Annotated in this window: 18 protein-coding genes, 2 tRNA genes and 1 riboswitch; of the genes, 19 read left to right on the plus strand and 1 reads right to left on the minus strand. The window is 60.7% G+C overall.

What is annotated here, in order from left to right; translation table 11 throughout:
* Nucleotides 1-113: 113 nt before the first annotated feature.
* From N8H71_RS27730 to astE, 13 genes are all read left to right on the plus strand, one after another.
* Entirely contained in the window at nt 114-887 is a 774-nt protein-coding gene (locus tag N8H71_RS27730; protein ID WP_064383630.1) for an ABC transporter substrate-binding protein, read from the plus strand.
* A gap of 91 nt (nt 888-978) precedes the next feature.
* Nucleotides 979-1,668 carry an ABC transporter permease gene (locus N8H71_RS27735; RefSeq protein ID WP_096818114.1) on the plus strand — a complete coding sequence of 230 codons (690 nt, stop codon included), beginning with the start codon at nt 979-981 and terminating at the stop codon, nt 1,666-1,668.
* The gene (locus N8H71_RS27740; protein WP_262196428.1) at nt 1,665-2,363 is read left to right on the plus strand and encodes an ABC transporter permease; all 699 of its coding nucleotides are present in this window, start codon (nt 1,665-1,667) and stop codon (nt 2,361-2,363) included. The genes N8H71_RS27735 and N8H71_RS27740 overlap by 4 nt, the downstream gene beginning before the upstream one ends.
* A 1-nt stretch (nt 2,364) precedes the next feature.
* Nucleotides 2,365-3,477, plus strand: a complete 1,113-nt coding sequence (locus tag N8H71_RS27745; protein ID WP_262196429.1) for a succinylglutamate desuccinylase/aspartoacylase family protein — start codon at nt 2,365-2,367, stop codon at nt 3,475-3,477.
* A 23-nt stretch (nt 3,478-3,500) separates the two neighbouring features.
* Complete coding sequence (locus N8H71_RS27750) at nt 3,501-4,265, plus strand: ABC transporter ATP-binding protein (protein ID WP_262196430.1); 765 nt, start codon at nt 3,501-3,503, stop codon at nt 4,263-4,265.
* A 244-nt stretch (nt 4,266-4,509) separates the two neighbouring features.
* Nucleotides 4,510-5,490 (plus strand): transcriptional regulator ArgR, encoded by a 981-nt coding sequence (argR, locus tag N8H71_RS27755; protein ID WP_085709719.1) that lies wholly within the window; start codon nt 4,510-4,512, stop codon nt 5,488-5,490.
* Nucleotides 5,491-5,855: 365 nt separating this feature from the next.
* Complete coding sequence (locus tag N8H71_RS27760; RefSeq protein WP_262196431.1) at nt 5,856-7,076, plus strand: aspartate aminotransferase family protein; 1,221 nt, start codon at nt 5,856-5,858, stop codon at nt 7,074-7,076.
* A 202-nt stretch (nt 7,077-7,278) separates the two neighbouring features.
* Entirely contained in the window at nt 7,279-8,298 is a 1,020-nt protein-coding gene (aruF, locus tag N8H71_RS27765) for an arginine/ornithine succinyltransferase subunit alpha (protein WP_007951057.1), read from the plus strand.
* Nucleotides 8,299-8,349: 51 nt separating this feature from the next.
* Nucleotides 8,350-9,375, plus strand: a complete 1,026-nt coding sequence (astA, locus tag N8H71_RS27770) for an arginine N-succinyltransferase (RefSeq protein ID WP_011335534.1) — start codon at nt 8,350-8,352, stop codon at nt 9,373-9,375.
* The gene (astD, locus tag N8H71_RS27775; RefSeq protein WP_262196437.1) at nt 9,372-10,841 is read left to right on the plus strand and encodes a succinylglutamate-semialdehyde dehydrogenase; all 1,470 of its coding nucleotides are present in this window, start codon (nt 9,372-9,374) and stop codon (nt 10,839-10,841) included. Before astA ends, astD begins: the two co-directional genes overlap by 4 nt.
* A gap of 139 nt (nt 10,842-10,980) precedes the next feature.
* On the plus strand, nt 10,981-12,327 hold the full coding sequence (gene astB, locus N8H71_RS27780; protein ID WP_262196432.1) for an N-succinylarginine dihydrolase: 1,347 nt from the start codon (nt 10,981-10,983) through the stop codon (nt 12,325-12,327).
* A 58-nt stretch (nt 12,328-12,385) separates the two neighbouring features.
* Complete coding sequence (locus tag N8H71_RS27785; RefSeq protein ID WP_011335531.1) at nt 12,386-12,676, plus strand: hypothetical protein; 291 nt, start codon at nt 12,386-12,388, stop codon at nt 12,674-12,676.
* Between the two features lie 12 nt (nt 12,677-12,688).
* A complete protein-coding gene (gene astE / locus N8H71_RS27790) occupies nt 12,689-13,699 on the plus strand; it encodes a succinylglutamate desuccinylase (protein WP_262196433.1) in 1,011 nt (336 codons plus the stop codon).
* 120 nt (nt 13,700-13,819) lie between these two features.
* Here astE and N8H71_RS27795 read toward each other — a convergent pair whose 3' ends face one another.
* Nucleotides 13,820-14,329 carry a 6,7-dimethyl-8-ribityllumazine synthase gene (locus N8H71_RS27795; RefSeq protein WP_011335530.1) on the minus strand — a complete coding sequence of 170 codons (510 nt, stop codon included), beginning with the start codon at nt 14,327-14,329 and terminating at the stop codon, nt 13,820-13,822.
* A gap of 102 nt (nt 14,330-14,431) precedes the next feature.
* A riboswitch (FMN riboswitch) is annotated at nt 14,432-14,603 on the minus strand.
* Nucleotides 14,604-14,800: 197 nt separating this feature from the next.
* On the opposite strand from N8H71_RS27795, the gene ltaE reads away from it, so the two are divergent.
* From ltaE to N8H71_RS27825, 6 genes are all read left to right on the plus strand, one after another.
* Complete coding sequence (gene ltaE, locus N8H71_RS27800) at nt 14,801-15,805, plus strand: low-specificity L-threonine aldolase (RefSeq protein WP_262196434.1); 1,005 nt, start codon at nt 14,801-14,803, stop codon at nt 15,803-15,805.
* A 146-nt stretch (nt 15,806-15,951) separates the two neighbouring features.
* Nucleotides 15,952-18,576, plus strand: a complete 2,625-nt coding sequence (gene alaS / locus N8H71_RS27805) for an alanine--tRNA ligase (protein ID WP_262196435.1) — start codon at nt 15,952-15,954, stop codon at nt 18,574-18,576.
* Nucleotides 18,577-18,666: 90 nt separating this feature from the next.
* On the plus strand, nt 18,667-19,908 hold the full coding sequence (locus N8H71_RS27810) for an aspartate kinase (protein WP_262196436.1): 1,242 nt from the start codon (nt 18,667-18,669) through the stop codon (nt 19,906-19,908).
* 174 nt (nt 19,909-20,082) lie between these two features.
* Nucleotides 20,083-20,271 (plus strand): carbon storage regulator CsrA, encoded by a 189-nt coding sequence (csrA, locus tag N8H71_RS27815; RefSeq protein ID WP_002554426.1) that lies wholly within the window; start codon nt 20,083-20,085, stop codon nt 20,269-20,271.
* Between the two features lie 62 nt (nt 20,272-20,333).
* Nucleotides 20,334-20,424: transfer RNA gene (locus N8H71_RS27820), tRNA-Ser, on the plus strand.
* Nucleotides 20,425-20,531: 107 nt separating this feature from the next.
* Nucleotides 20,532-20,608: transfer RNA gene (locus N8H71_RS27825), tRNA-Arg, on the plus strand.
* Nucleotides 20,609-20,750 lie beyond the last annotated feature (142 nt).

Here is a 20,750-nt window from a genome sequence, read left to right on the forward strand (position 1 = left end):
CGGTTTTGACCGGAAATGTCCTACGCACGCAGCAACCGATTTCGTTTCACCCATTCGCATATTGGGCTGTCGCTCACTCTGCCGTTTTTGCCCTTTACCGATGGAGTCCCAAGATGAAGAAACTTGTGCTGCTTGGCGCCCTGGCACTGTCCGTGCTGTCCCTGCCGACATTCGCCGATGAAAAGCCTCTGAAAATCGGTATCGAAGCGGCTTACCCTCCATTCGCCTCCAAAGCGCCGGACGGCAGCATCGTCGGTTTCGACTACGACATCGGCAACGCGCTGTGCGAAGAAATGAAGGTCAAGTGCCAGTGGGTCGAGCAAGAGTTCGACGGTCTGATCCCGGCACTGAAAGTGCGCAAGATCGACGCGATCCTCTCGTCCATGTCGATCACTGAAGATCGCAAGAAGTCCGTGGACTTCACCAACAAGTACTACAACACCCCGGCCCGCCTCGTGATGAAGGAAGGCACTCAGGTCAGCGAAGGTCTGGCTGAGCTGAAAGGCAAGAACATCGGCGTGCAGCGTGGTTCGATCCACGAGCGCTTCGCCCGCGAAGTCCTGGCCCCGCTGGGTGCCGAGATCAAACCGTACGGCTCGCAGAACGAAATCTACCTCGACGTGGCCGCCGGCCGCCTCGACGGCACCGTGGCGGACGCTACGCTGTTGAATGACGGCTTCCTGAAAACCGACGCCGGCAAAGGCTTCGCATTCGTGGGTCCGGCGTTCACCGACGTCAAATACTTCGGCGACGGCGTAGGCATCGCGGTACGCAAGGGCGACGCCCTGAAAGACAAGATCAACACCGCCATCGCGGCCATCCGCGAGAACGGCAAGTACAAGGCAATCCAGGACAAGTATTTCGACTTCGACATTTACGGCAAGTAAAGACGTCGCTCGACCCGTCCGAAATGGCGCAAGCAACAGGATCTCTGCGGTTTGCGCCATTTTTTCATCCCAACTTTCGAGGACCTGAATCATGTTGAAAGGCTACGGGGCTGTCATCCTCGATGGCGCTTGGCTGACGCTTCAGCTCGCCTTGTCGTCCATGGCCCTGGCCATCGTTCTCGGGCTGATCGGCGTCGCGTTGCGCCTGTCGCCGGTGCGCTGGCTGGCGTGGCTGGGCGATCTGTATTCCACGGTGATTCGCGGGATTCCCGACCTGGTGCTGATCCTGCTGATCTTCTACGGCGGTCAGGACTTGCTCAACCGCGTCGCGCCGATGCTCGGCTATGACGACTATATCGACCTGAACCCGTTGGCCGCCGGTATCGGCACCCTCGGTTTCATCTTCGGTGCGTATCTGTCGGAAACCTTCCGCGGCGCGTTCATGGCGATCCCCAAAGGTCAGGCCGAAGCGGGCATGGCGTACGGCATGAGCAGCGTCCAAGTGTTCTTTCGCGTGCTGGTGCCGCAGATGATCCGTCTGGCGATTCCGGGCTTCACCAACAACTGGCTGGTGTTGACCAAGGCCACCGCGCTGATTTCCGTGGTCGGTCTGCAAGACATGATGTTCAAGGCCAAGCAGGCGGCCGATGCCACCCGCGAGCCTTTCACCTTCTTCCTCGCAGTGGCGGCGATGTACCTGGTGATCACCAGTGTCTCGTTGCTGGCGCTGCGTCACCTTGAGAAGCGCTACTCGGTAGGCGTAAGGGCGGCTGATCTATGATCTTCGACTACAACGTCATTTGGGAGGCCCTGCCGCTGTACCTCGGCGGTCTGGTCACCACCCTCAAGTTGCTCGCGCTGTCGCTGTTCTTCGGTCTGCTCGCGGCCCTGCCGCTGGGGCTGATGCGCGTGTCCAAGAGCGCCGTGGTCAACGGTACGGCCTGGCTTTACACCTACGTGATTCGTGGCACGCCGATGCTGGTTCAACTGTTCCTGATCTACTACGGTCTGGCCCAGTTCGAAGCCGTGCGTGAAAGCGTCCTCTGGCCGTGGCTGTCCAGCGCAACGTTCTGTGCGTGCCTGGCGTTTGCGATCAACACCAGCGCCTATACCGCCGAAATCATCGCTGGCAGCCTGAAGGCCACGCCGAACGGCGAGATCGAAGCGGCCAAGGCCATGGGCATGTCGCGCTTCAAGATGTACAAGCGCATCCTGTTGCCATCGGCCCTGCGCCGGGCGCTGCCGCAGTACAGCAACGAAGTGATCATGATGCTGCAGACCACCAGTCTGGCGTCCATCGTGACCCTGATCGACATCACCGGCGCGGCTCGTACCGTCAACGCGCAGTTCTACCTGCCGTTCGAGGCGTACATCACCGCCGGCGTGTTCTACCTGTGCCTGACCTTCATTCTGGTGCGCCTGTTCAAGCTGGCCGAGCGTCGCTGGCTGAGCTACCTGGCCCCGAGGAAGCACTGATATGGAACGCATCGACCACGTTCTGCCGTGGAGCCATTTGGGCAGCGAGCGCAAGATTTCGGTTTTTCGCTTCGGCAGTGGCGAGCGCAAGGCCTACATCCAGGCCAGCCTCCACGCTGACGAACTGCCCGGCATGCGCACTGCCTGGGAACTGAAAAAACGCCTCGGCGAGCTCGAAGCCAAGGGTCTGCTCAACGGCGTCATCGAACTGGTGCCGGTGGCCAACCCGCTGGGCCTTGGCCAGTTGCTGCAAGGCAACCATCAGGGTCGTTTTGAGGCCGGCAGCGGCAAGAATTTCAACCGTGATTTCGTCGAGCTCAGCGCCCCGGTGGCCGCAAAGCTTGAAGGGCAGCTCGGTGATGATTCGCACGCCAACATCCGTCTGATCCGCCAGGCAATGGCCGATCACCTGGCCGCATTGCCCGAGGCCAGCAGCCAGTTGCAAGGCATGCAGCGTATCCTGCTGCAACACGCCGCCACTGCCGATGTGGTGCTGGACCTGCATTGCGACTGCGAAGCCGCGCTGCACATGTACGCCTTGCCGCAGCACTGGCCGCAGTGGCGTTCGCTCGCTGCGCACCTGGATGTGAAGGTCGGCCTGCTGGCGGAAGATTCCGGCGGTAGCTCGTTCGACGAAGCTTGCTCGTTACCGTGGCTGCGTCTGTCGCGCCTGTTCCCGGACGCGCAGATTCCACTGGCGTGCCTGGCGACCACCGTTGAACTCGGCGGTCAGGCTGACACCACACCAGCGCAGGCCGAAGCCTGGGCCGAAGGCATTCTGGCGTTCCTCGCCGAGCAGGGTCTGATCCGTGGCGAGTGGCCGAGTGCGGCACACGAACCGTGCGAAGGCATGCCGTTTGAAGGCACTGAATTGCTCCTGCCGCCGCATCCGGGCGTGGTGAGTTTTCTGCGCAAGCCCGGCGAGTGGGTTGAAGCCGGTGACAAGATTTTCGAAGTGATCGATCCGCTGTCGGATCGGGTCAGCACGGTGTGTGCTGGTACGTCCGGGGTGCTGTTTGCCATTGAGCGGCTGCGTTACGCCCAACCCGGTTTCTGGCTGGCCAAAGTGGCGGGGCGCGATGCGCTGCGCGACGGCCCTTTGCTCAACGACTGACTGTTTTTGTGAGAACCGACCGCATGTACAAACTTGAAGTCCAAGACCTGCATAAACGCTATGGCAGTCACGAAGTGCTCAAGGGCGTTTCCCTGAAAGCGGCCGCCGGCGATGTGATCAGCATCATCGGCTCCAGTGGCTCCGGCAAAAGTACTTTCCTGCGCTGCATCAACCTGCTCGAGCAGCCGCACGCGGGCAAGATCCTGCTCAACAATGAAGAACTGAAACTGGTGGCGAACAAGGACGGCGCGCTGAAAGCCGCTGATCCGAAACAGCTGCAACGCATGCGTTCGCGCCTGTCGATGGTGTTCCAGCACTTCAACCTGTGGTCACACATGACCGCGCTGGAAAACATCATGGAAGCGCCGGTTCACGTGCTGGGCGTGTCCAAGGCTGAGGCCCGCGAGAAAGCCGAGCACTACCTGAACAAGGTCGGCGTGTCTCATCGTAAAGACGCTTTCCCGGGGCACATGTCCGGTGGCGAGCAGCAGCGTGTGGCAATTGCCCGTGCGCTGGCGATGGAACCGGAAGTGATGCTGTTCGACGAACCGACTTCGGCCCTCGACCCGGAACTGGTCGGCGACGTGCTGAAAGTCATGCAGGCCCTCGCTCAGGAAGGCCGCACCATGGTGGTGGTAACCCACGAAATGGGCTTCGCCCGTGAAGTGTCGAACCAGTTGGTGTTCCTGCACAAAGGCGTCGTCGAAGAAAGCGGCAACCCGCGTGAAGTGCTGGTCAATCCGCAGTCGGAACGTTTGCAACAATTCCTCTCGGGCAGCCTCAAGTAATCGCTCCCGTTATGCACCAGATTAGGTCATGCTGCGCGATCTGAAGGCGGACCAGATTCCTCTGTGGGAGCGAGCTTGCTCGCGAATGCGATGGTTCAGAAGCAGTGATGCCGGCTGACACACCTCTTTCGCGAGCAAGCTCGCTCCCACAAGGGATCTGCGCCAGTTTCAAGATTTGTGTTCATTTTCGGGCTAGCATTGGCCCTTGCCTTCATCACCGTTCTTCGCTTCGGATTGCCCGCCCATGACTGCCCATCGAATTGGTTTCCTGATTTGGCCCAGCACTAAAGCTCTGACTTTGGCGCTGGCAGAGGAGGCCTTGCGTGTCGCTCAGCGTGTGCATCCGGACGTGGTTTACGAGTTGTCGTTCCTGCAGGCCGAAGCACCGACCGAAGGTGAATGGCAACTGCCCGGTGAACCCTGGGCCGGCAAGCTCGAAAACTTCCAGAAACTGTTCCTGCTCGCTGACGAGCCACCGACGACGTTGGCGCCGGCACTCAGCAGCGCGCTCAAGCAACTGGTGCGCGCCGGTTGCGTGATCGGCGGTCTGTCGGCCGGTGTGTATCCGTTGGCGCAACTCGGTCTGCTCGACGGTTACCGCGCGGCAGTGCACTGGCGCTGGCAGGACGATTTTGCCGAGCGCTTCCCGAAAGTCATCGCCACCAGCCATTTGTTCGACTGGGATCGTGATCGCCTGACCGCGTGCGGCGGTATGTCGGTGCTCGATTTGCTGCTGGCAGTGCTGGCTCGCGATCACGGTGCGGAACTGGCTGGCGCGGTCTCCGAAGAACTGGTGGTCGAGCGCATCCGCGAAGGCGGCGAGCGTCAGCGGATTCCGTTGCAGAATCGTCTCGGCTCCAGCCATCCAAAGCTCACCCAGGCGGTGCTGCTGATGGAAGCCAACATCGAAGAGCCACTGACCACCGACGAAATCGCCCAGCATGTGTGCGTGTCCCGTCGCCAGCTGGAGCGGATCTTCAAGCAATACCTCAACCGTGTGCCGAGCCAATACTACCTGGAACTGCGCCTGAACAAGGCGCGGCAGATGTTGATGCAGACCAGCAAGTCGATCATCCAGATCGGCCTGTCCTGCGGATTCTCCTCGGGGCCGCATTTCTCCAGCGCCTATCGCAACTTCTTCGGCGCCACGCCGAGGGAAGACCGTAACCAGCGGCGCAGTAGCAGTCCGTTCGAATTGTCGTCGGTGCCGCCCGAGCGCGGGTGAGGCGGGGGGGCTTGAAAAAGCGCTATGGAACAGATTTCCATGGCGCTTTTTTTTGCGTTGTCCAAGCGGTTTCTTGGGTGACTGGCGAGCGTCCTTATCAAATGTCTTTCGAGGGTATGCGGTACATAGATATCGCAGGCATAACCTTTCCGGTTGATATGCTCGCAAGGCGTGCTGCAATCGGCGTCGACAGTTTAAACTGCGCCTTTGCGACGCTATATGTCGCATTGCCGTAAACCCGGGAAAATCCGGGGTTTGCGCTATAAGAAGTTGTCGCTTGGCGACAAGGCCGGGCTGAAAACTGTCCTTACAATCCCCCCATCGCTCGCCAGTTTCAGGCGGGTGGCCCTCATCAGGAGACTCCGATGTCCGTTGAGCACGCTGCGGTAGAACGCGCCGATTTCGACCAGGTAATGGTTCCCAACTACGCGCCTGCCGCTTTCATTCCGGTACGTGGCGCCGGTTCCCGCGTCTGGGACCAGAGCGGTCGCGAGCTGATCGACTTCGCCGGCGGGATTGCCGTGAACGTATTGGGCCACGCGCATCCGGCGCTGGTCGGTGCCTTGACCGAGCAGGCGAACAAGCTGTGGCACGTATCCAACGTGTTCACCAACGAGCCGGCCCTGCGTCTGGCGCACAAGCTGATCGACGCCACCTTTGCCGAGCGCGTGTTCTTCTGCAACTCCGGCGCCGAAGCCAACGAGGCCGCTTTCAAGCTGGCCCGTCGTGTCGCGTTCGACCGTTTCGGCACCGAGAAGTACGAAATCATTGCTGCGCTCAACAGCTTCCATGGCCGCACCCTGTTCACCGTGAACGTCGGTGGCCAGTCGAAGTACTCCGACGGTTTCGGCCCGAAAATCACCGGCATCACCCACGTGCCGTACAACGATCTGGCAGCACTGAAAGCTGCTGTTTCCGACAAGACCTGCGCGGTCGTGCTGGAACCGATCCAGGGTGAGGGCGGCGTGCTGCCGGCCGAGCTGGCTTACCTGCAAGGCGCCCGTGAACTGTGCGACGCGAACAACGCGCTGCTGGTGTTCGACGAAGTGCAGACCGGCATGGGCCGTACCGGCAATCTGTTCGCCTACCAGCACTTCGGTGTGATTCCGGACATCCTCACCAGCGCCAAGAGCCTGGGCGGCGGTTTCCCGATCGCCGCGATGCTGACCACCGAAGCGCTGGCCAAGCATCTGGTCGTCGGCACTCACGGCACCACTTACGGCGGCAACCCGCTGGCGTGCGCCGTGGCCGAAGCGGTAATCGACGTGATCAACACCCCTGAGGTGCTGAACGGCGTCAACGCCAAGCACGACAAGTTCAAGACCCGCCTGCAGCAGATCGGCGAGAAGTACGGCCTGTTCACCCAGGTACGCGGTCTCGGTCTGCTGATCGGTTGCGTGCTGAGCGACGCCTGGAAAGGCAAGGCCAAGGACATCTTCAACGCCGCTGAAAAAGAAGGCCTGATGATTCTGCAGGCCGGCCCGGACGTGATCCGTTTCGCCCCGAGCCTGGTGGTTGAAGACGCGGACATCGACGCCGGTCTGGATCGCTTCGAACGTGCTGCCGCGAAACTGACCCAAGCCTGATAGACCCTTCGGCGCCTGGAGCTTTCAGGCGCCGAACCCAATTTTGATACCGGGCAAGTTTCATTGTGGGAGCGAGCTTGCTCGCGAAAAGGGAGTTTCAGTCGCCATCTATGCTGACTGATACACCGCTTTCGCGAGCAAGCTCGCTCCCACAGTGTCCGGTGTATTTTTCTGTGAATTTATAAGAGAAAGGAGTGACACCATGCTGGTGATGCGCCCCGCGCAAATGGCTGATCTGGGCGAGGTACAGCGTCTGGCTGCGGACAGCCCGATTGGTGTCACTTCCTTGCCGGATGACGTTGAACGCCTGAGCGACAAGATCGCTGCGAGCGAAGCCTCGTTTGCCGCCGAAGTGAGCTTCAACGGCGAAGAGAGTTACTTCTTCGTCCTCGAAGACACCGCCACCGGCAAACTGGTGGGCTGCTCGGCGATCGTCGCGTCGGCCGGTTATTCCGAGCCGTTCTACAGCTTTCGCAACGAGACCTTCGTGCACGCCTCCCGCGAGCTGAAGATCCACAACAAGATCCACGTGCTTTCGCAATGCCACGACCTGACCGGCAACAGCTTGCTGACCAGTTTCTACGTGCAACGCGAGCTGGTGGGGTCGCCGTGGTCTGAACTCAACTCCCGTGGCCGTCTGCTGTTCGTCGCCAGCCACCCGGAACGTTTCGCCGATTCGGTGGTGACCGAGATCGTCGGTTACAGCGACGAGAACGGCGACTCGCCATTCTGGGACGCCATCGGCCGCAACTTCTTTGACCTGAACTACGCCGAGGCCGAGCGCCTGTGTGGCTTGAAAAGCCGTACGTTCCTCGCCGAACTGATGCCGCATTACCCGATCTACGTGCCGCTGCTGCCGGACTCCGCTCAGGAAGCGATGGGCCAGGTACACCCGCGTGCGCAGATCACCTTCGACATCCTGATGCGCGAAGGCTTCGAGACCGATCACTACATCGACATCTTCGACGGTGGACCGACCCTGCATGCGCGTGTCTCGGGGATCCGTTCGATCGCCCAGAGCCGCGTGGTGCCGGTGAAGATCGGCGAACCGGTCAAGGGTGCCGGTCGCCAGTATCTGGTGGCCAATGCCCAGTTGCAGGATTACCGCGCGGTACTGCTGGAACTGGATTACGCGCCGGGCAAACCGGTGACCCTGGATCTGGAAGCGGCCGAAGCCCTGGGCGTCGGTGAAGGTGCCAGCGTGCGCCTGGTGGCGGTTTAACGCCTTAGCGAGTTTCACGGGTGGCCACGGCGGCCCGTTTGAGGAGATAGCATGATTGTTCGTCCCGTACGCAGCAGCGATTTGTCCGCTCTGATCGACCTGGCCCGCAGCACCGGCACCGGCCTGACCACCTTGCCGGCCAACGAAGAGCGCCTGACCCACCGGGTCGGCTGGGCCGAGAAGACCTTTCGCGGTGAAGCCGGCCGTGGCGACGCGGACTACCTGTTCGTGCTCGAAGACGACAACGGTCGCGTGGTGGGGATTTCCGCCATCGCCGGCGCCGTCGGTCTGCGCGAGCCTTGGTACAACTTCCGCGTCGGCCTGACTGTCAGCGCCTCGCAGGAACTGAACATCTATCGCGAGATCCCGACGCTGTTCCTGGCCAACGATCTGACCGGCAACTCCGAGCTGTGCTCGCTGTTCCTGCACGCCGACTACCGCACCGGCCTCAACGGCCGCATGCTGTCCAAGGCGCGGATGCTGTTCATCGCCGAGTTCCCTGAACTGTTCGGCAACAAGATCATTGCCGAGATGCGCGGTGTGTCGGATGACGCTGGCCGATCGCCGTTCTGGGAAAGCCTGGGCCGTCACTTTTTCAAGATGGAATTCAGTCAGGCCGATTACCTGACCGGCGTCGGCAACAAGGCATTCATCGCTGAACTGATGCCGAAATTCCCGCTGTACACCTGCTTCCTGTCGCCGGACGCGCGCAACGTCATCGGCCAGGTGCACCCGGACACCGAGCCTGCGCTGGCGATGCTCAAGAGCGAAGGCTTCAGCTATCAGGGTTACGTCGACATCTTCGATGCCGGCCCGGCCATCGAGTGCGAGACCAGCAAGATCCGCGCAGTGCGTGACAGTGAGGCGCTGGTACTGGCCATCGGCACGCCGGGCGACGACGCCACGCCGTTCATCATCCATAACCGCAAACGCGAAGACTGCCGCATCACGGCTGCGCCGGCTCGTCTGGCCGCCGGTACGCTGGTGGTCGATCCGCTGACCGCCAAACGTCTTCAACTCAACGCTGGCGATCAGGTTCGCGCTGTGGCGTTGTCTGCTGCCCGGGAGTCGAAATAATGAATTCGCTATACATCGCAGGTGAGTGGCTGGCCGGTCAGGGCGAGGCCTTTCAATCGCTGAACCCGGTGACCCAGCAAGTGCTGTGGTCGGGGGAGGGCGCCACCGCCGCTCAGGTCGAGTCGGCCGTACAGGCTGCGCGTCAGGCGTTCCCGAGCTGGGCCCGTCGTACCCTGGAAGATCGCATCAGCGTGCTCGAAGCGTTCGCCGCCGCACTGAAAAACCATGCCGACGAACTGGCCCGCACCATCGGTGAGGAAACCGGCAAGCCGCTGTGGGAAGCCGCGACCGAAGTCACCAGCATGGTCAACAAGATCGCGATCTCGGTGCAGAGCTATCGCGAACGGACCGGCGAAAAGAGCGGCCCGTTGGGCGACGCCACCGCCGTGTTGCGCCACAAGCCGCACGGCGTGGTCGCAGTGTTCGGCCCTTACAACTTCCCTGGGCATTTGCCGAACGGCCACATTGTGCCTGCGCTACTGGCCGGTAACAGCGTGCTGTTCAAGCCGAGCGAGCTGACCCCGAAAGTCGCCGAACTGACGGTCAAGTGCTGGATCGAGGCCGGTCTGCCGGCCGGCGTGCTGAACCTGCTGCAAGGCGCCCGCGAAACCGGTATCGCTCTGGCGGCGAACCCGGGCATCGACGGTCTGTTTTTTACCGGTTCGAGCCGTACCGGCAATCACCTGCACCAGCAGTTCGCCGGTCGTCCGGACAAGATCCTCGCGCTGGAAATGGGCGGCAACAATCCGCTGGTGGTCGATCAGGTCGCAGACCTCGACGCAGCGGTGTACACGATCATTCAGTCGGCGTTCATTTCTGCTGGTCAGCGTTGCACCTGCGCCCGTCGCTTGTTGGTGCCGGAAGGCGCGTGGGGCGACAGCCTGCTCAAGCGTCTGGTGGAAGTCAGCTCGACCATCGAGGTCGGCGCGTTCGATCAGCAGCCGGCACCGTTCATGGGCTCGGTGGTTTCCCTTGGCGCGGCCAAAGCGTTGATGGATGCCCAGGCGCATCTGTTGGCCAATGGCGCAGTGTCGCTGCTGGCGATGACTCAGCCACAGGTGCAGTCGGCGCTGCTGACCCCGGGCATCGTTGATGTGACGGCGGTTGCCGATCGCTCCGACGAAGAACTGTTTGGCCCGTTGCTGCAAGTGATCCGCTACGCCGATTTCGCGGCGGCGATTGCCGAAGCCAACGACACCGCGTTTGGCCTGGCCGCTGGCCTGCTGTCGGATTCCGAAGAGCGCTACCAGCAGTTCTGGCTGGAAAGCCGTGCCGGCATCGTCAACTGGAACAAACAGTTGACCGGTGCTGCGAGCAGCGCGCCGTTCGGTGGTGTCGGCGCTTCGGGCAATCACCGCGCCAGCGCCTACTACGCGGCGGATTACTGCGCGTACCCGGTGGCCTCGCTGGAAACCCCGAGCCTGGTGCTGCCGGCGGCCCTGACGCCTGGCGTGAAGATGGTGTGATGCCCATTCGCGAGCAAGCTCGCTCCCACAAGGGCGATGAGAACCCTGTGGGAGCGAGCTTGCTCGCGAAGGCCGCGACTCGGTCTTATTGAATTGTTACCCGATGCCTATAACAACAGATTCTCGTGGAGCCTCGCTGATGAAATCCTATGAAGTCAATTTTGACGGTCTAGTGGGGCCGACCCATAACTACGGTGGTCTGTCCTACGGCAACGTTGCGTCCCAGAGCAACAGCCAGCAATCCTCGAACCCGAAGGAAGCGGCGCTGCAAGGCCTGGCGAAAATGAAAGCGCTGATGGAAATGGGCTTTCAGCAGGGCGTTCTCGCACCGCAGGAGCGTCCGGACGTGGCTGCTCTGCGCCGTCTGGGTTTCAGCGGCACCGACGCTCAGGTGATCGAGCGCGCCGCGAAAGAAGCGATGCCGCTGCTGGTCGCCAGCTGCTCGGCGTCGAGCATGTGGGTGGCCAACGCCGCCACGGTCAGCCCGAGTGCCGACACCGCTGACGGTCGCGTGCACTTCACCGCCGCCAACCTGAACTGCAAATACCACCGCAGCATCGAGCACCCGACCACCAGCCGTGTGCTGGGCGCGATGTTCGCCAACCAGCAACACTTCGCTCACCACGCCGCGTTGCCGGCAGTGGCGCAGTTCGGCGACGAAGGCGCAGCGAACCACACGCGTTTCTGCCGTGAGTACGGCGAGGCCGGCGTCGAGTTCTTCGTGTTCGGTCGTAGTGCGTTCGACACCCGTTACCCGGCACCGCAGAAATACCCGGCGCGCCAGACTCTTGAAGCGTCGCAAGCGGTTGTCCGTCTGCACGGCCTGCGTGACGACGGCGTTGTGTACGCGCAACAGAACCCGGCCGTTATCGATCAGGGCGTGTTCCACAACGACGTGATCGCGGTGGGCAACGGCGAGGTGCTCTTCTATCACGAGGACGCGTTCCTCGACACCGATCAGATGCTGGCCGAACTGCAAGCCAAACTGGCCAAGGTCGGCGGCAACTTCCAGTCTGTCTGCGTGCCTCGGTCGGCGGTCACCGTGGACGACGCGGTGCGTTCCTACCTGTTCAACAGCCAGTTGCTGTCGCGTCCTGACGGTTCGATGCTGCTGATCGTGCCGGAAGAGTGCCGTGGCAACGAGCGCGTTTGGAACTACCTGCAAGGCCTGACCAGTTCCGGCGGCCTGATCCGCGAAGTGAAAGTCTTCGACCTCAAGCAAAGCATGCAGAACGGTGGTGGTCCGGCGTGCCTGCGACTGCGCGTCGCGCTCAATGAAACCGAGCTGGCGGCCGTCAATCCAGGGGTTATCATGACCGCCCCGTTGTACGGTTCGTTGACCGCATGGGTTGAAAAGCACTACCGCGACCGCCTGACCGAAAGTGATCTGGCGGATCCGCAATTGCTGCTTGAATGCCGGACGGCATTGGATGAACTGACGCAAATCCTTAAACTGGGCGCGGTTTATCCATTCCAGATCAATTGATGACCGATGCGCCGCTTCGTCGCGGTGCACGGTTCCATCTCCCCAAGAGAGCGTAAACATGAGCGATTCCCTGCAGCTGATCCTTGAAGACACTGACGGCACGCAACTGCAAACTTCCTGCACCCGCGTCGCGGTCATGTGGCAAGGCAAAGAGCTGTGGATCCAGCAGGACGGCCGCGGCCAACTGTTGATCGGCGTGGACGTCGAAGAGGGCGACGAAGAGTATGCCAACCTGCTGTTGCGCCCATTGGCGACTAATCTGGTAAGTCTGCAACTGGAGATGGAACCGGCTGACCTCGGCGACGATGACGGCCACGTGCACGGCCCGGATTGCAATCACGACCACTAAGGAAACCGCTCTATGCTCGCCCTCGGCAAACTGCTTGAACTGACCCTCGCCGGCCGCGAACCGGCGGAGAAGACTCAACTGACTGTCGAAGGCGTGCGCATGCGCTGGTTGAGCGAGGGTGCGCTGGAAGTCCGGCCACCCGAAGCACGCGACAATGGTTTGGATCTGCTGCTGTCGGCAGGCATCCACGGCAATGAAACGGCGCCGATCGAATTGCTCGACCGGCTGCTGCATGACATCGCTCGCGGCGATCTGAAGCCGCGCGCCCGCATTCTGTTCCTGTTCGGCAATCCGGAAGCGATTCGCAAGGGCGAGCGTTTCGTCGAGCAGGACGTCAATCGGCTGTTCAACGGCCGCCACGAACAAAGCAGCGGTTCCGAAGCCCTGCGCGCCTGCGAGCTGGAACGGCTGGCGGCGAGTTTCTTCAGCCTTCCTGATCGCCAACGTCTGCACTACGACCTGCACACCGCGATTCGCGGTTCGAAGATCGAGCAGTTCGCCCTGTATCCGTGGAAGGAAGGTCGCCAGCATTCCCGTCTCGAACTGGCCCGCCTGCGCGCCGCCGGCATGGAGGCGGTGCTGTTGCAGAACAAGCCGTCGATCGTGTTCAGCTCCTACACCTACGACAAGCTGGGGGCCGAGTCCTTCACGCTGGAGCTGGGCAAGGCGCGGCCGTTCGGGCAGAACGCCGGGGTCAATGTGTCGCTGCTGGAAACGCGTCTGAAGCAGATCATCGAAGGCACCGAGCCGGAGATGGCCGGGCAGGGCCTGGACGGTCTGCAACTGTTCAGCGTGGCACGGGAAATCATCAAGCACAGCGATGCGTTCCGCCTGAATCTGCCGGCGGACATCGAAAACTTTTCGGAACTGGATATGGGCTATGTGCTGGCCGAAGACCTGGCCAATACCCGCTGGATCATCGAAGAGCAGGGCGCGCGGATCATCTTCCCCAACCCCAAGGTCAAGAACGGCCTGCGGGCGGGCATTCTGATCGTGCCGACCACTGACGAAAATCTCGCCTGATAGCACCGTATCACCAATGTGGGAGCGAGCTTGCTCGCGAATGCGATCTGATATTCAACACTGATGTTGACTGTCAGTCCGCTTTCGCGAGCAAGCTCGCTCCCACAGTTTTTATGATGCTTAGACGGCTACAGCACGCGGCTCGGTGCGGCGCAATGCACGCACTTTCTGCAACGTATCGGCGCAAGTCTTCGCCGCTTCCTGACCCTTGTGCACGAAATGCTCGAAGAAGAACTTCTGGTGTTCTTCGCCGGCGTGGAAGTGGTGCGGGGTCAGCGATACCGAGAACACCGGCACTTCGGTTTCCAGCTGCACCTGCATCAGGCCGCTGACCACCGACTGGGCGACGAACTCGTGACGGTAGATTCCGCCGTCCACCACCAGGGCGGCGGCAACGATACCGGCATAACGACCGGTCTTGGCCAGCAGCTTGGCGTGCAGGGGCATTTCAAAGGCGCCGCCGACTTCGAAGAAATCGATGTCCGATTCCTGATAACCCTGGGCGATCATTTCGGCGAGGAAGCCTTTACGGCTCTGATCGACGATTTCCTTGTGCCAGCAGGCCTGGATGAACGCGACGCGCTCGCCGTGAGTGTGTTTGCTTTTGCTGTCGATAGCGGTGGGTTGCATGTTCTGACTCCTGTTTGTGTGAAAAACAGGGCGTTATGAATCGAAAGGGATTCAAGGGTACGCACGCTCGCGCAAACACGGCGGACGGCCCTTTGGCGTCAATCCCGTTCTCTCTTCATCCGGACTATGACCGTCGGCCCCGGAATCACACCGGGTCTGCTGACCTTGCCGCCGCTCACGGCTTTTGCCGTGTCCGTCACCAAGCGCTCGCGGGCTATGCGCATTGCGCGCAATTACCGCCGGTGGGGAATTGCACCCCGCCCTGAGAACGTTTCGCCGCCCTTTATCGGGCGGCGCAGCGTTTTTAACACAGATTTCCAGACAGTGCATTGCGCCTTTGTGATGATTGCCATCGAGTTTTTCGAAGCGCGCAAACGACTTTTCCTTGCTCAAGGGTTGATTAATCCGCGCCATGCCCGCAGTAATTCCTCTTCGAAAAGGGATTTCCCCTGCTGACCAGAGGCCAGGTTCATGAGCGTTATCGATCTTCGCAGCGACACCGTCACCCAACCGACTCCCGCCATGCTCGACGCGATGACCCGAGCCGACACTGGCGACGACGTGTATGGCGAAGATCCGACGGTCAATCGTCTGGAGGCCGAACTGGCAAAACGGCTGGGTTTTGCCGCGGCGTTGTTTGTCCCGACCGGCACCATGAGCAACCTGCTGGGCCTGATGGCGCACTGCGAGCGCGGTGACGAATACATCGTCGGTCAACAGGCGCACACCTATAAGTACGAAGGTGGCGGCGCAGCTGTGCTCGGTTCGATCCAGCCGCAGCCGCTGGAAGTGCAGGCCGATGGCTCGCTGGACCTGGATCAGGTGGCAGCGGCGATCAAGCCTGACGACTTCCACTTTGCCCGCACCCGTCTGCTGGCGCTGGAAAACACCATGCAGGGCAAAGTGTTGCCGCTGGACTATCTGGCCCGGGCCCGTAAGTTCACTCAGGACAATGGCCTTCAGTTGCATCTGGACGGCGCGCGGCTGTACAACGCGGCGGTCAAGCTCGGGGTCGACTCCCGGGAAATCACTCAATATTTCGATTCGGTGTCGGTGTGCCTTTCCAAAGGCCTCGGCGCGCCGGTCGGTTCGGTGCTGTGCGGTTCGTCGGCGTTGATTGCAAAGGCCCGGCGCCTGCGCAAAATGGTCGGTGGTGGCATGCGTCAGGCCGGATTGCTGGCGGCGGCGGGGCTGTATGCGCTGGATCACAACGTCGAGCGCCTGGCGGATGACCATACCAACGCGCAGTTGCTGGCCGAAGGGCTACGCGAGGCCGGTTTCAGCGTCGAGCCGGTGCAGACCAACATGGTTTACGTGCAGATGGGCGACCGCGCCGAGGCGATCAAGGCATTCGCTGCCGAGCGCGGGATCAAATTGAGCGCTGCGGCCCGGCTGCGGATGGTCACGCACATGGACGTCGATCGCTCGCAAATCGAGCAAGTGGTCGCGACATTCGTCGAGTTTTCGCGCAAGTGACAGCGTTAGCCACCCAATTGACCGTTTCTATCGTATAAACACGCTGTACCCCGCGCGCAGGGCCGATATAATGCGGCCCTTTGCCGTCGTTTCGTCTGTTGACGTTTCGTACAGGCCTTTGGCCGCAGCCTCCGTGGAAGAACCTAATGAAAAGCGCAGAAATCCGTGAAGCCTTCCTTCGCTTCTTCGAAGAGCAAGGCCACACCCGTGTAGCCTCCAGCTCTTTGATTCCGGGCAACGACCCAACCCTGCTGTTCACCAACGCGGGGATGAACCAGTTCAAGGACTGCTTCCTGGGCCAGGAAAAGCGCGCGTATACCCGCGCCGTCTCCAGCCAGAAATGCGTGCGCGCCGGCGGCAAGCACAACGACCTGGAAAACGTCGGTTACACCGCCCGTCACCACACCTTCTTCGAAATGCTGGGTAACTTCAGCTTCGGCGACTACTTCAAGCGTGATGCCATCACCTACGCCTGGAATTTCCTGACCTCCGAGAAGTGGCTGAACCTGCCGAAGGAAAAGCTGTGGGTCACCGTCTACGCCAGCGATGACGAGGCCTACGACATCTGGACCAAGGAAGTCGGTGTGCCGGCCGAGCGCATGGTGCGCATCGGCGACAACAAGGGCGCGCCTTACGCGTCCGATAACTTCTGGACCATGGGCGATACCGGCCCGTGCGGTCCTTGCACCGAGATTTTCTACGATCACGGCGCCGACATCTGGGGTGGCCCACCGGGCTCGCCGGAAGAAGATGGCGACCGTTACATCGAAATCTGGAACAACGTGTTCATGCAGTTCAACCGCACCGCCGACGGCGTGTTGCACCCGCTGCCAGCCCCGTCGGTGGACACCGGCATGGGTCTTGAGCGGATCAGTGCCGTACTGCAGCACGTTCACTCGAACTATGAAATCGACCTGTTCCAGAGCCTGCTGTCCGCATCGGCCAAGGCCATCGGCTGCACCAACGACGCTCAGGCATCGCTGAAAGTCGTGGCTGACCACATTCGTTCCTGCGGCTTCCTGATTGCCGACGGCGTGCTGCCGTCCAACGAAGGTCGTGGTTATGTGCTGCGCCGTATCATTCGTCGCGCCTGCCGTCACGGCAACAAGCTGGGCGCCAAGGGCAGCTTCTTCTACCAGATCGTTGCCGCTCTCGTGGCCGAGATGGGCGAAGCATTCCCGGAACTGAAATCCCAGCAGGCGCACATCGAGCGCGTACTGAAAGCCGAAGAAGAGCAATTCGCCAAGACCCTGGAGCAGGGCTTGAAGATCCTCGAGCAGGATCTGGCCGAGCTCAAAGGCGACGTGGTGCCGGGCGACGTGGTGTTCAAGCTCTACGACACCTACGGTTTCCCGATGGACCTGACCGCGGACATCGCCCGCGAGCGCAGCCTGACCATCGACGAAGCCGGTTTCGAGCGTGAAATGGAAGCCCAGCGCGTCCGTGCCCGTTCCGCCAGTTCGTTCGGTCTGGACTACAACAGCCTGGTCAAGGTAGACGTCGACACCGAGTTCACCGGTTATCACGCCACCAGCGGTTCGGCGAAAGTCGTTGCTCTCTATAAAGATGGCCAGTCCGTGGACGTCTTGAGTGAAGGGCAGGAAGGCGTTGTGGTTCTGAATCAGACCCCGTTCTACGCCGAATCCGGCGGCCAGGTTGGCGACTGCGGTTACCTGCAGGCCGGCAACAGCCGTTTCGACGTGCGCGACACCACCAAGACCGGCGGCGCGTTCCTGCATCACGGCGTACTGGCGTCGGGCAGCCTGATCGTTGGCGCACCGGTGGAAACCCACGTCGAAGCCGACGTGCGTCACGCCACTTCGTTGAACCACTCGGCCACTCACTTGCTGCACGCTGCACTGCGCAAAGTGCTGGGCGATCACGTTCAACAGAAAGGTTCGTTGGTCGACAGTCAGCGCCTGCGCTTCGACTTCAGCCACTTCGAAGCGATCAAGCCGGAGCAGATCAAGGCGCTGGAAGACATCGTCAACGCCGAGATCCGCAAGAACTCCGCCGTTGAAACCGAAGAAACCGACATCGAAACCGCCAAGCAGAAAGGCGCGATGGCGCTGTTCGGCGAGAAGTACGGCGACAACGTGCGCGTGCTGAGCATGGGCGGTGATTTCTCCGTCGAGCTGTGTGGCGGTATCCACGCCAACCGTACTGGCGACATCGGCCTGCTGAAAATCATCAGCGAAGGCGGTGTGGCATCGGGCGTGCGTCGTATCGAAGCGGTCACCGGCGCTGCGGCGCTGGCTTACTTGAACGCTGCTGAAGAACAACTCAAGGAAGCGGCCAGCCTGGTCAAGGGCAGCCGCGACAACCTGATCGACAAGCTGTCGGCTGTGCTGGAGCGCAACCGCGCGCTTGAAAAGCAGCTCGAGCAGTTGCAGGCCAAGGCTGCCGCCGCTGCCGGCGACGATCTGTCGGCTTCGGCCGTGGACGTCAAGGGCGTGAAAGTGCTGGCCGTGCGTCTGGATGGTCAGGACGGCAAGGCGCTGCTGGCGCTGGTCGATCAGCTGAAAAACAAACTCGGTCGCGCAGTGATCCTGCTCGGCAGTGTCCATGAGGAAAAGGTCGTACTGGTTGCAGGCGTAACCAAGGACCTGACTGGCCAACTCAAAGCCGGTGATTTGATGAAACAGGCTGCTGCGGCAGTGGGCGGGAAGGGCGGTGGTCGTCCGGACATGGCGCAGGGCGGCGGTGTCGACGCCGGCGCACTGGATGGCGCACTGGCGCTGACCGTTCCATTCGTCGAGCAGGGTTTATAAGACGGCCCGTCGGGCCCGCAGTCTAGTGGCGGGCCCGGCGGCTGTTTGAGTGATTATTGGGCGCCCTTCATGGGCAGAGGCGGCTTTGAAATGGCTTTGATCGTACAGAAATTTGGAGGCACCTCGGTCGGCACTGTCGAGAGAATCGAGCAGGTCGCCGACAAGGTTAAGAAATTCCGCGATGCCGGCGATGACCTGGTGGTTGTGCTGTCTGCAATGAGCGGCGAAACCAACCGTCTGATCGATCTGGCCAAGCAAATCAGTGGCGAAGATCAACCGGTTCCGCGTGAACTGGACGTGATCGTTTCCACCGGTGAGCAGGTGACGATCGCCCTGTTGGCCATGGCGCTGATCAAGCGCGGTGTGCCGGCGGTGTCGTACACCGGCAACCAGGTGCGGATCCTGACGGACAGTGCGCACAATAAAGCGCGTATCTTGCAGATTGATGACCAGAAGATTCGTGGTGACCTGAAAGCAGGTCGAGTGGTTGTGGTCGCCGGTTTCCAGGGCGTCGACGAGCACGGCAACATCACGACCCTGGGTCGTGGTGGTTCCGACACCACCGGCGTGGCGCTGGCCGCTGCGCTGAAGGCTGACGAATGCCAGATCTACACCGATGTCGATGGTGTCTACACCACTGACCCGCGCGTTGTATCGGTTGCTCAGCGTCTGGACAAGATCACCTTCGAAGAGATGCTGGAAATGGCCAGCCTCGGTTCCAAGGTGCTGCAGATCCGCGCGGTGGAGTTCGCCGGCAAGTACAACGTTCCGCTGCGCGTACTGCACAGCTTCAAGGAGGGTCCGGGCACCCTCATTACTATTGATGAAGAGGAAACCATGGAACAGCCGATCATTTCCGGCATCGCTTTCAACCGCGATGAAGCCAAGCTGACCATCCGTGGCGTGCCAGACACCCCGGGCGTGGCATTCAAGATTCTCGGCCCGATCAGTGCCGCGAACATCGAAGTCGACATGATCGTGCAGAACGTCGCGCACGATAACACCACCGACTTCACCTTCACCGTGCACCGCAACGACTACCAGTCCGCGCAAACCGTGCTGGAAAACACCGCTCGCGAGATCGGTGCCCGTGAAGTGGTTGGCGACACCAAGATTGCCAAGGTCTCGATCGTCGGCGTCGGCATGCGTTCCCACGCAGGCGTAGCCAGCCGCATGTTCGAATCCCTGGCAAAGGAAAGCATCAACATCCAGATGATCTCGACCTCGGAAATCAAGGTTTCCGTGGTGATCGAAGAGAAGTACCTGGAACTGGCCGTGCGCGCCCTGCACACGGCTTTCGAACTCGACGCTGCGGCCCGTCAGGGCGAGTAAGGCGTTGTCTTGAGGGCGCGGTCTGACCGCGCCCTTTATTTTTGATGGCGCGAAGCGTTTTGCTCGCGCTGGTCAATACTCAGGCATACAGGGCTACGATCGCTCCGGTTGTAGGTCGGGTGCCTTTTTTTTGCAGACTGTTGTCCCTGAAATGATTCGCGTGAGGAGAAAGGTATGCTGATTCTGACTCGTCGGTGCGCAGAAAGCCTGATTATCGGTGATGGCGAAATCACCGTGACCGTGCTCGGCGTTAAAGGAAATCAAGTGCGTATCGGCGTCAACGCCCCGAAAGAGGTGGCCGTGCACCGTGAGGAAATTTACCTGCGTATAAAGAAAGAGAAGGACGAAGAACCAAGCCATTAATTTTTATCGATTTTTATGTTTGCAAACGGGGAAGAAGCTGGTTAATATACGCCCCGTGTTGCGGAGAGCTGGCCGAGTGGCCGAAGGCGCTCCCCTGCTAAGGGAGTACACCTCACAAGGGTGTCGGGGGTTCGAATCCCCCGTTCTCCGCCATTATTTGCTTAGTACGTTGTAATCTGGCTTTTTCTGTAAGTTGTTGAAATTTATAGAAAAAGTGGTTGGAATAGAGATTAGACGGGCTATAATGCGGCGCAACAAATGCACTCGTAGCTCAGCTGGATAGAGTACTCGGCTACGAACCGAGCGGTCACAGGTTCGAATCCTGTCGAGTGCACCATTTAAGAGTCATTTATAGCAATGTAAGTGATTCGGCTTCAGCCAGTTGTGATCTGGTTTAAAAACACAAATGCACTCGTAGCTCAGCTGGATAGAGTACTCGGCTACGAACCGAGCGGTCACAGGTTCGAATCCTGTCGAGT

Origin of the sequence: Pseudomonas koreensis, from assembly GCF_025447595.1 — a bacterium.
Lineage (GTDB): Bacteria > Pseudomonadota > Gammaproteobacteria > Pseudomonadales > Pseudomonadaceae > Aquipseudomonas > Aquipseudomonas koreensis_H.

Coding starts and splice junctions, on each gene's coding strand:
- aruF (WP_007951057.1), top strand. CDS start 7,279: ATGCTGGTGATGCGCCCCGCGCAAATGGCTGATCTGGGCGAGGTACAG.
- csrA (WP_002554426.1), top strand. CDS start 20,083: ATGCTGATTCTGACTCGTCGGTGCGCAGAAAGCCTGATTATCGGTGAT.
- argR (WP_085709719.1), top strand. CDS start 4,510: ATGACTGCCCATCGAATTGGTTTCCTGATTTGGCCCAGCACTAAAGCT.
- N8H71_RS27745 (WP_262196429.1), top strand. CDS start 2,365: ATGGAACGCATCGACCACGTTCTGCCGTGGAGCCATTTGGGCAGCGAG.
- astB (WP_262196432.1), top strand. CDS start 10,981: ATGAAATCCTATGAAGTCAATTTTGACGGTCTAGTGGGGCCGACCCAT.
- astE (WP_262196433.1), top strand. CDS start 12,689: ATGCTCGCCCTCGGCAAACTGCTTGAACTGACCCTCGCCGGCCGCGAA.
- N8H71_RS27795 (WP_011335530.1), bottom strand. CDS start 14,329: ATGCAACCCACCGCTATCGACAGCAAAAGCAAACACACTCACGGCGAG.
- alaS (WP_262196435.1), top strand. CDS start 15,952: ATGAAAAGCGCAGAAATCCGTGAAGCCTTCCTTCGCTTCTTCGAAGAG.
- N8H71_RS27740 (WP_262196428.1), top strand. CDS start 1,665: ATGATCTTCGACTACAACGTCATTTGGGAGGCCCTGCCGCTGTACCTC.
- N8H71_RS27810 (WP_262196436.1), top strand. CDS start 18,667: ATGGCTTTGATCGTACAGAAATTTGGAGGCACCTCGGTCGGCACTGTC.
- N8H71_RS27750 (WP_262196430.1), top strand. CDS start 3,501: ATGTACAAACTTGAAGTCCAAGACCTGCATAAACGCTATGGCAGTCAC.
- N8H71_RS27730 (WP_064383630.1), top strand. CDS start 114: ATGAAGAAACTTGTGCTGCTTGGCGCCCTGGCACTGTCCGTGCTGTCC.
- N8H71_RS27735 (WP_096818114.1), top strand. CDS start 979: ATGTTGAAAGGCTACGGGGCTGTCATCCTCGATGGCGCTTGGCTGACG.
- astA (WP_011335534.1), top strand. CDS start 8,350: ATGATTGTTCGTCCCGTACGCAGCAGCGATTTGTCCGCTCTGATCGAC.
- N8H71_RS27760 (WP_262196431.1), top strand. CDS start 5,856: ATGTCCGTTGAGCACGCTGCGGTAGAACGCGCCGATTTCGACCAGGTA.
- N8H71_RS27785 (WP_011335531.1), top strand. CDS start 12,386: ATGAGCGATTCCCTGCAGCTGATCCTTGAAGACACTGACGGCACGCAA.
- ltaE (WP_262196434.1), top strand. CDS start 14,801: ATGAGCGTTATCGATCTTCGCAGCGACACCGTCACCCAACCGACTCCC.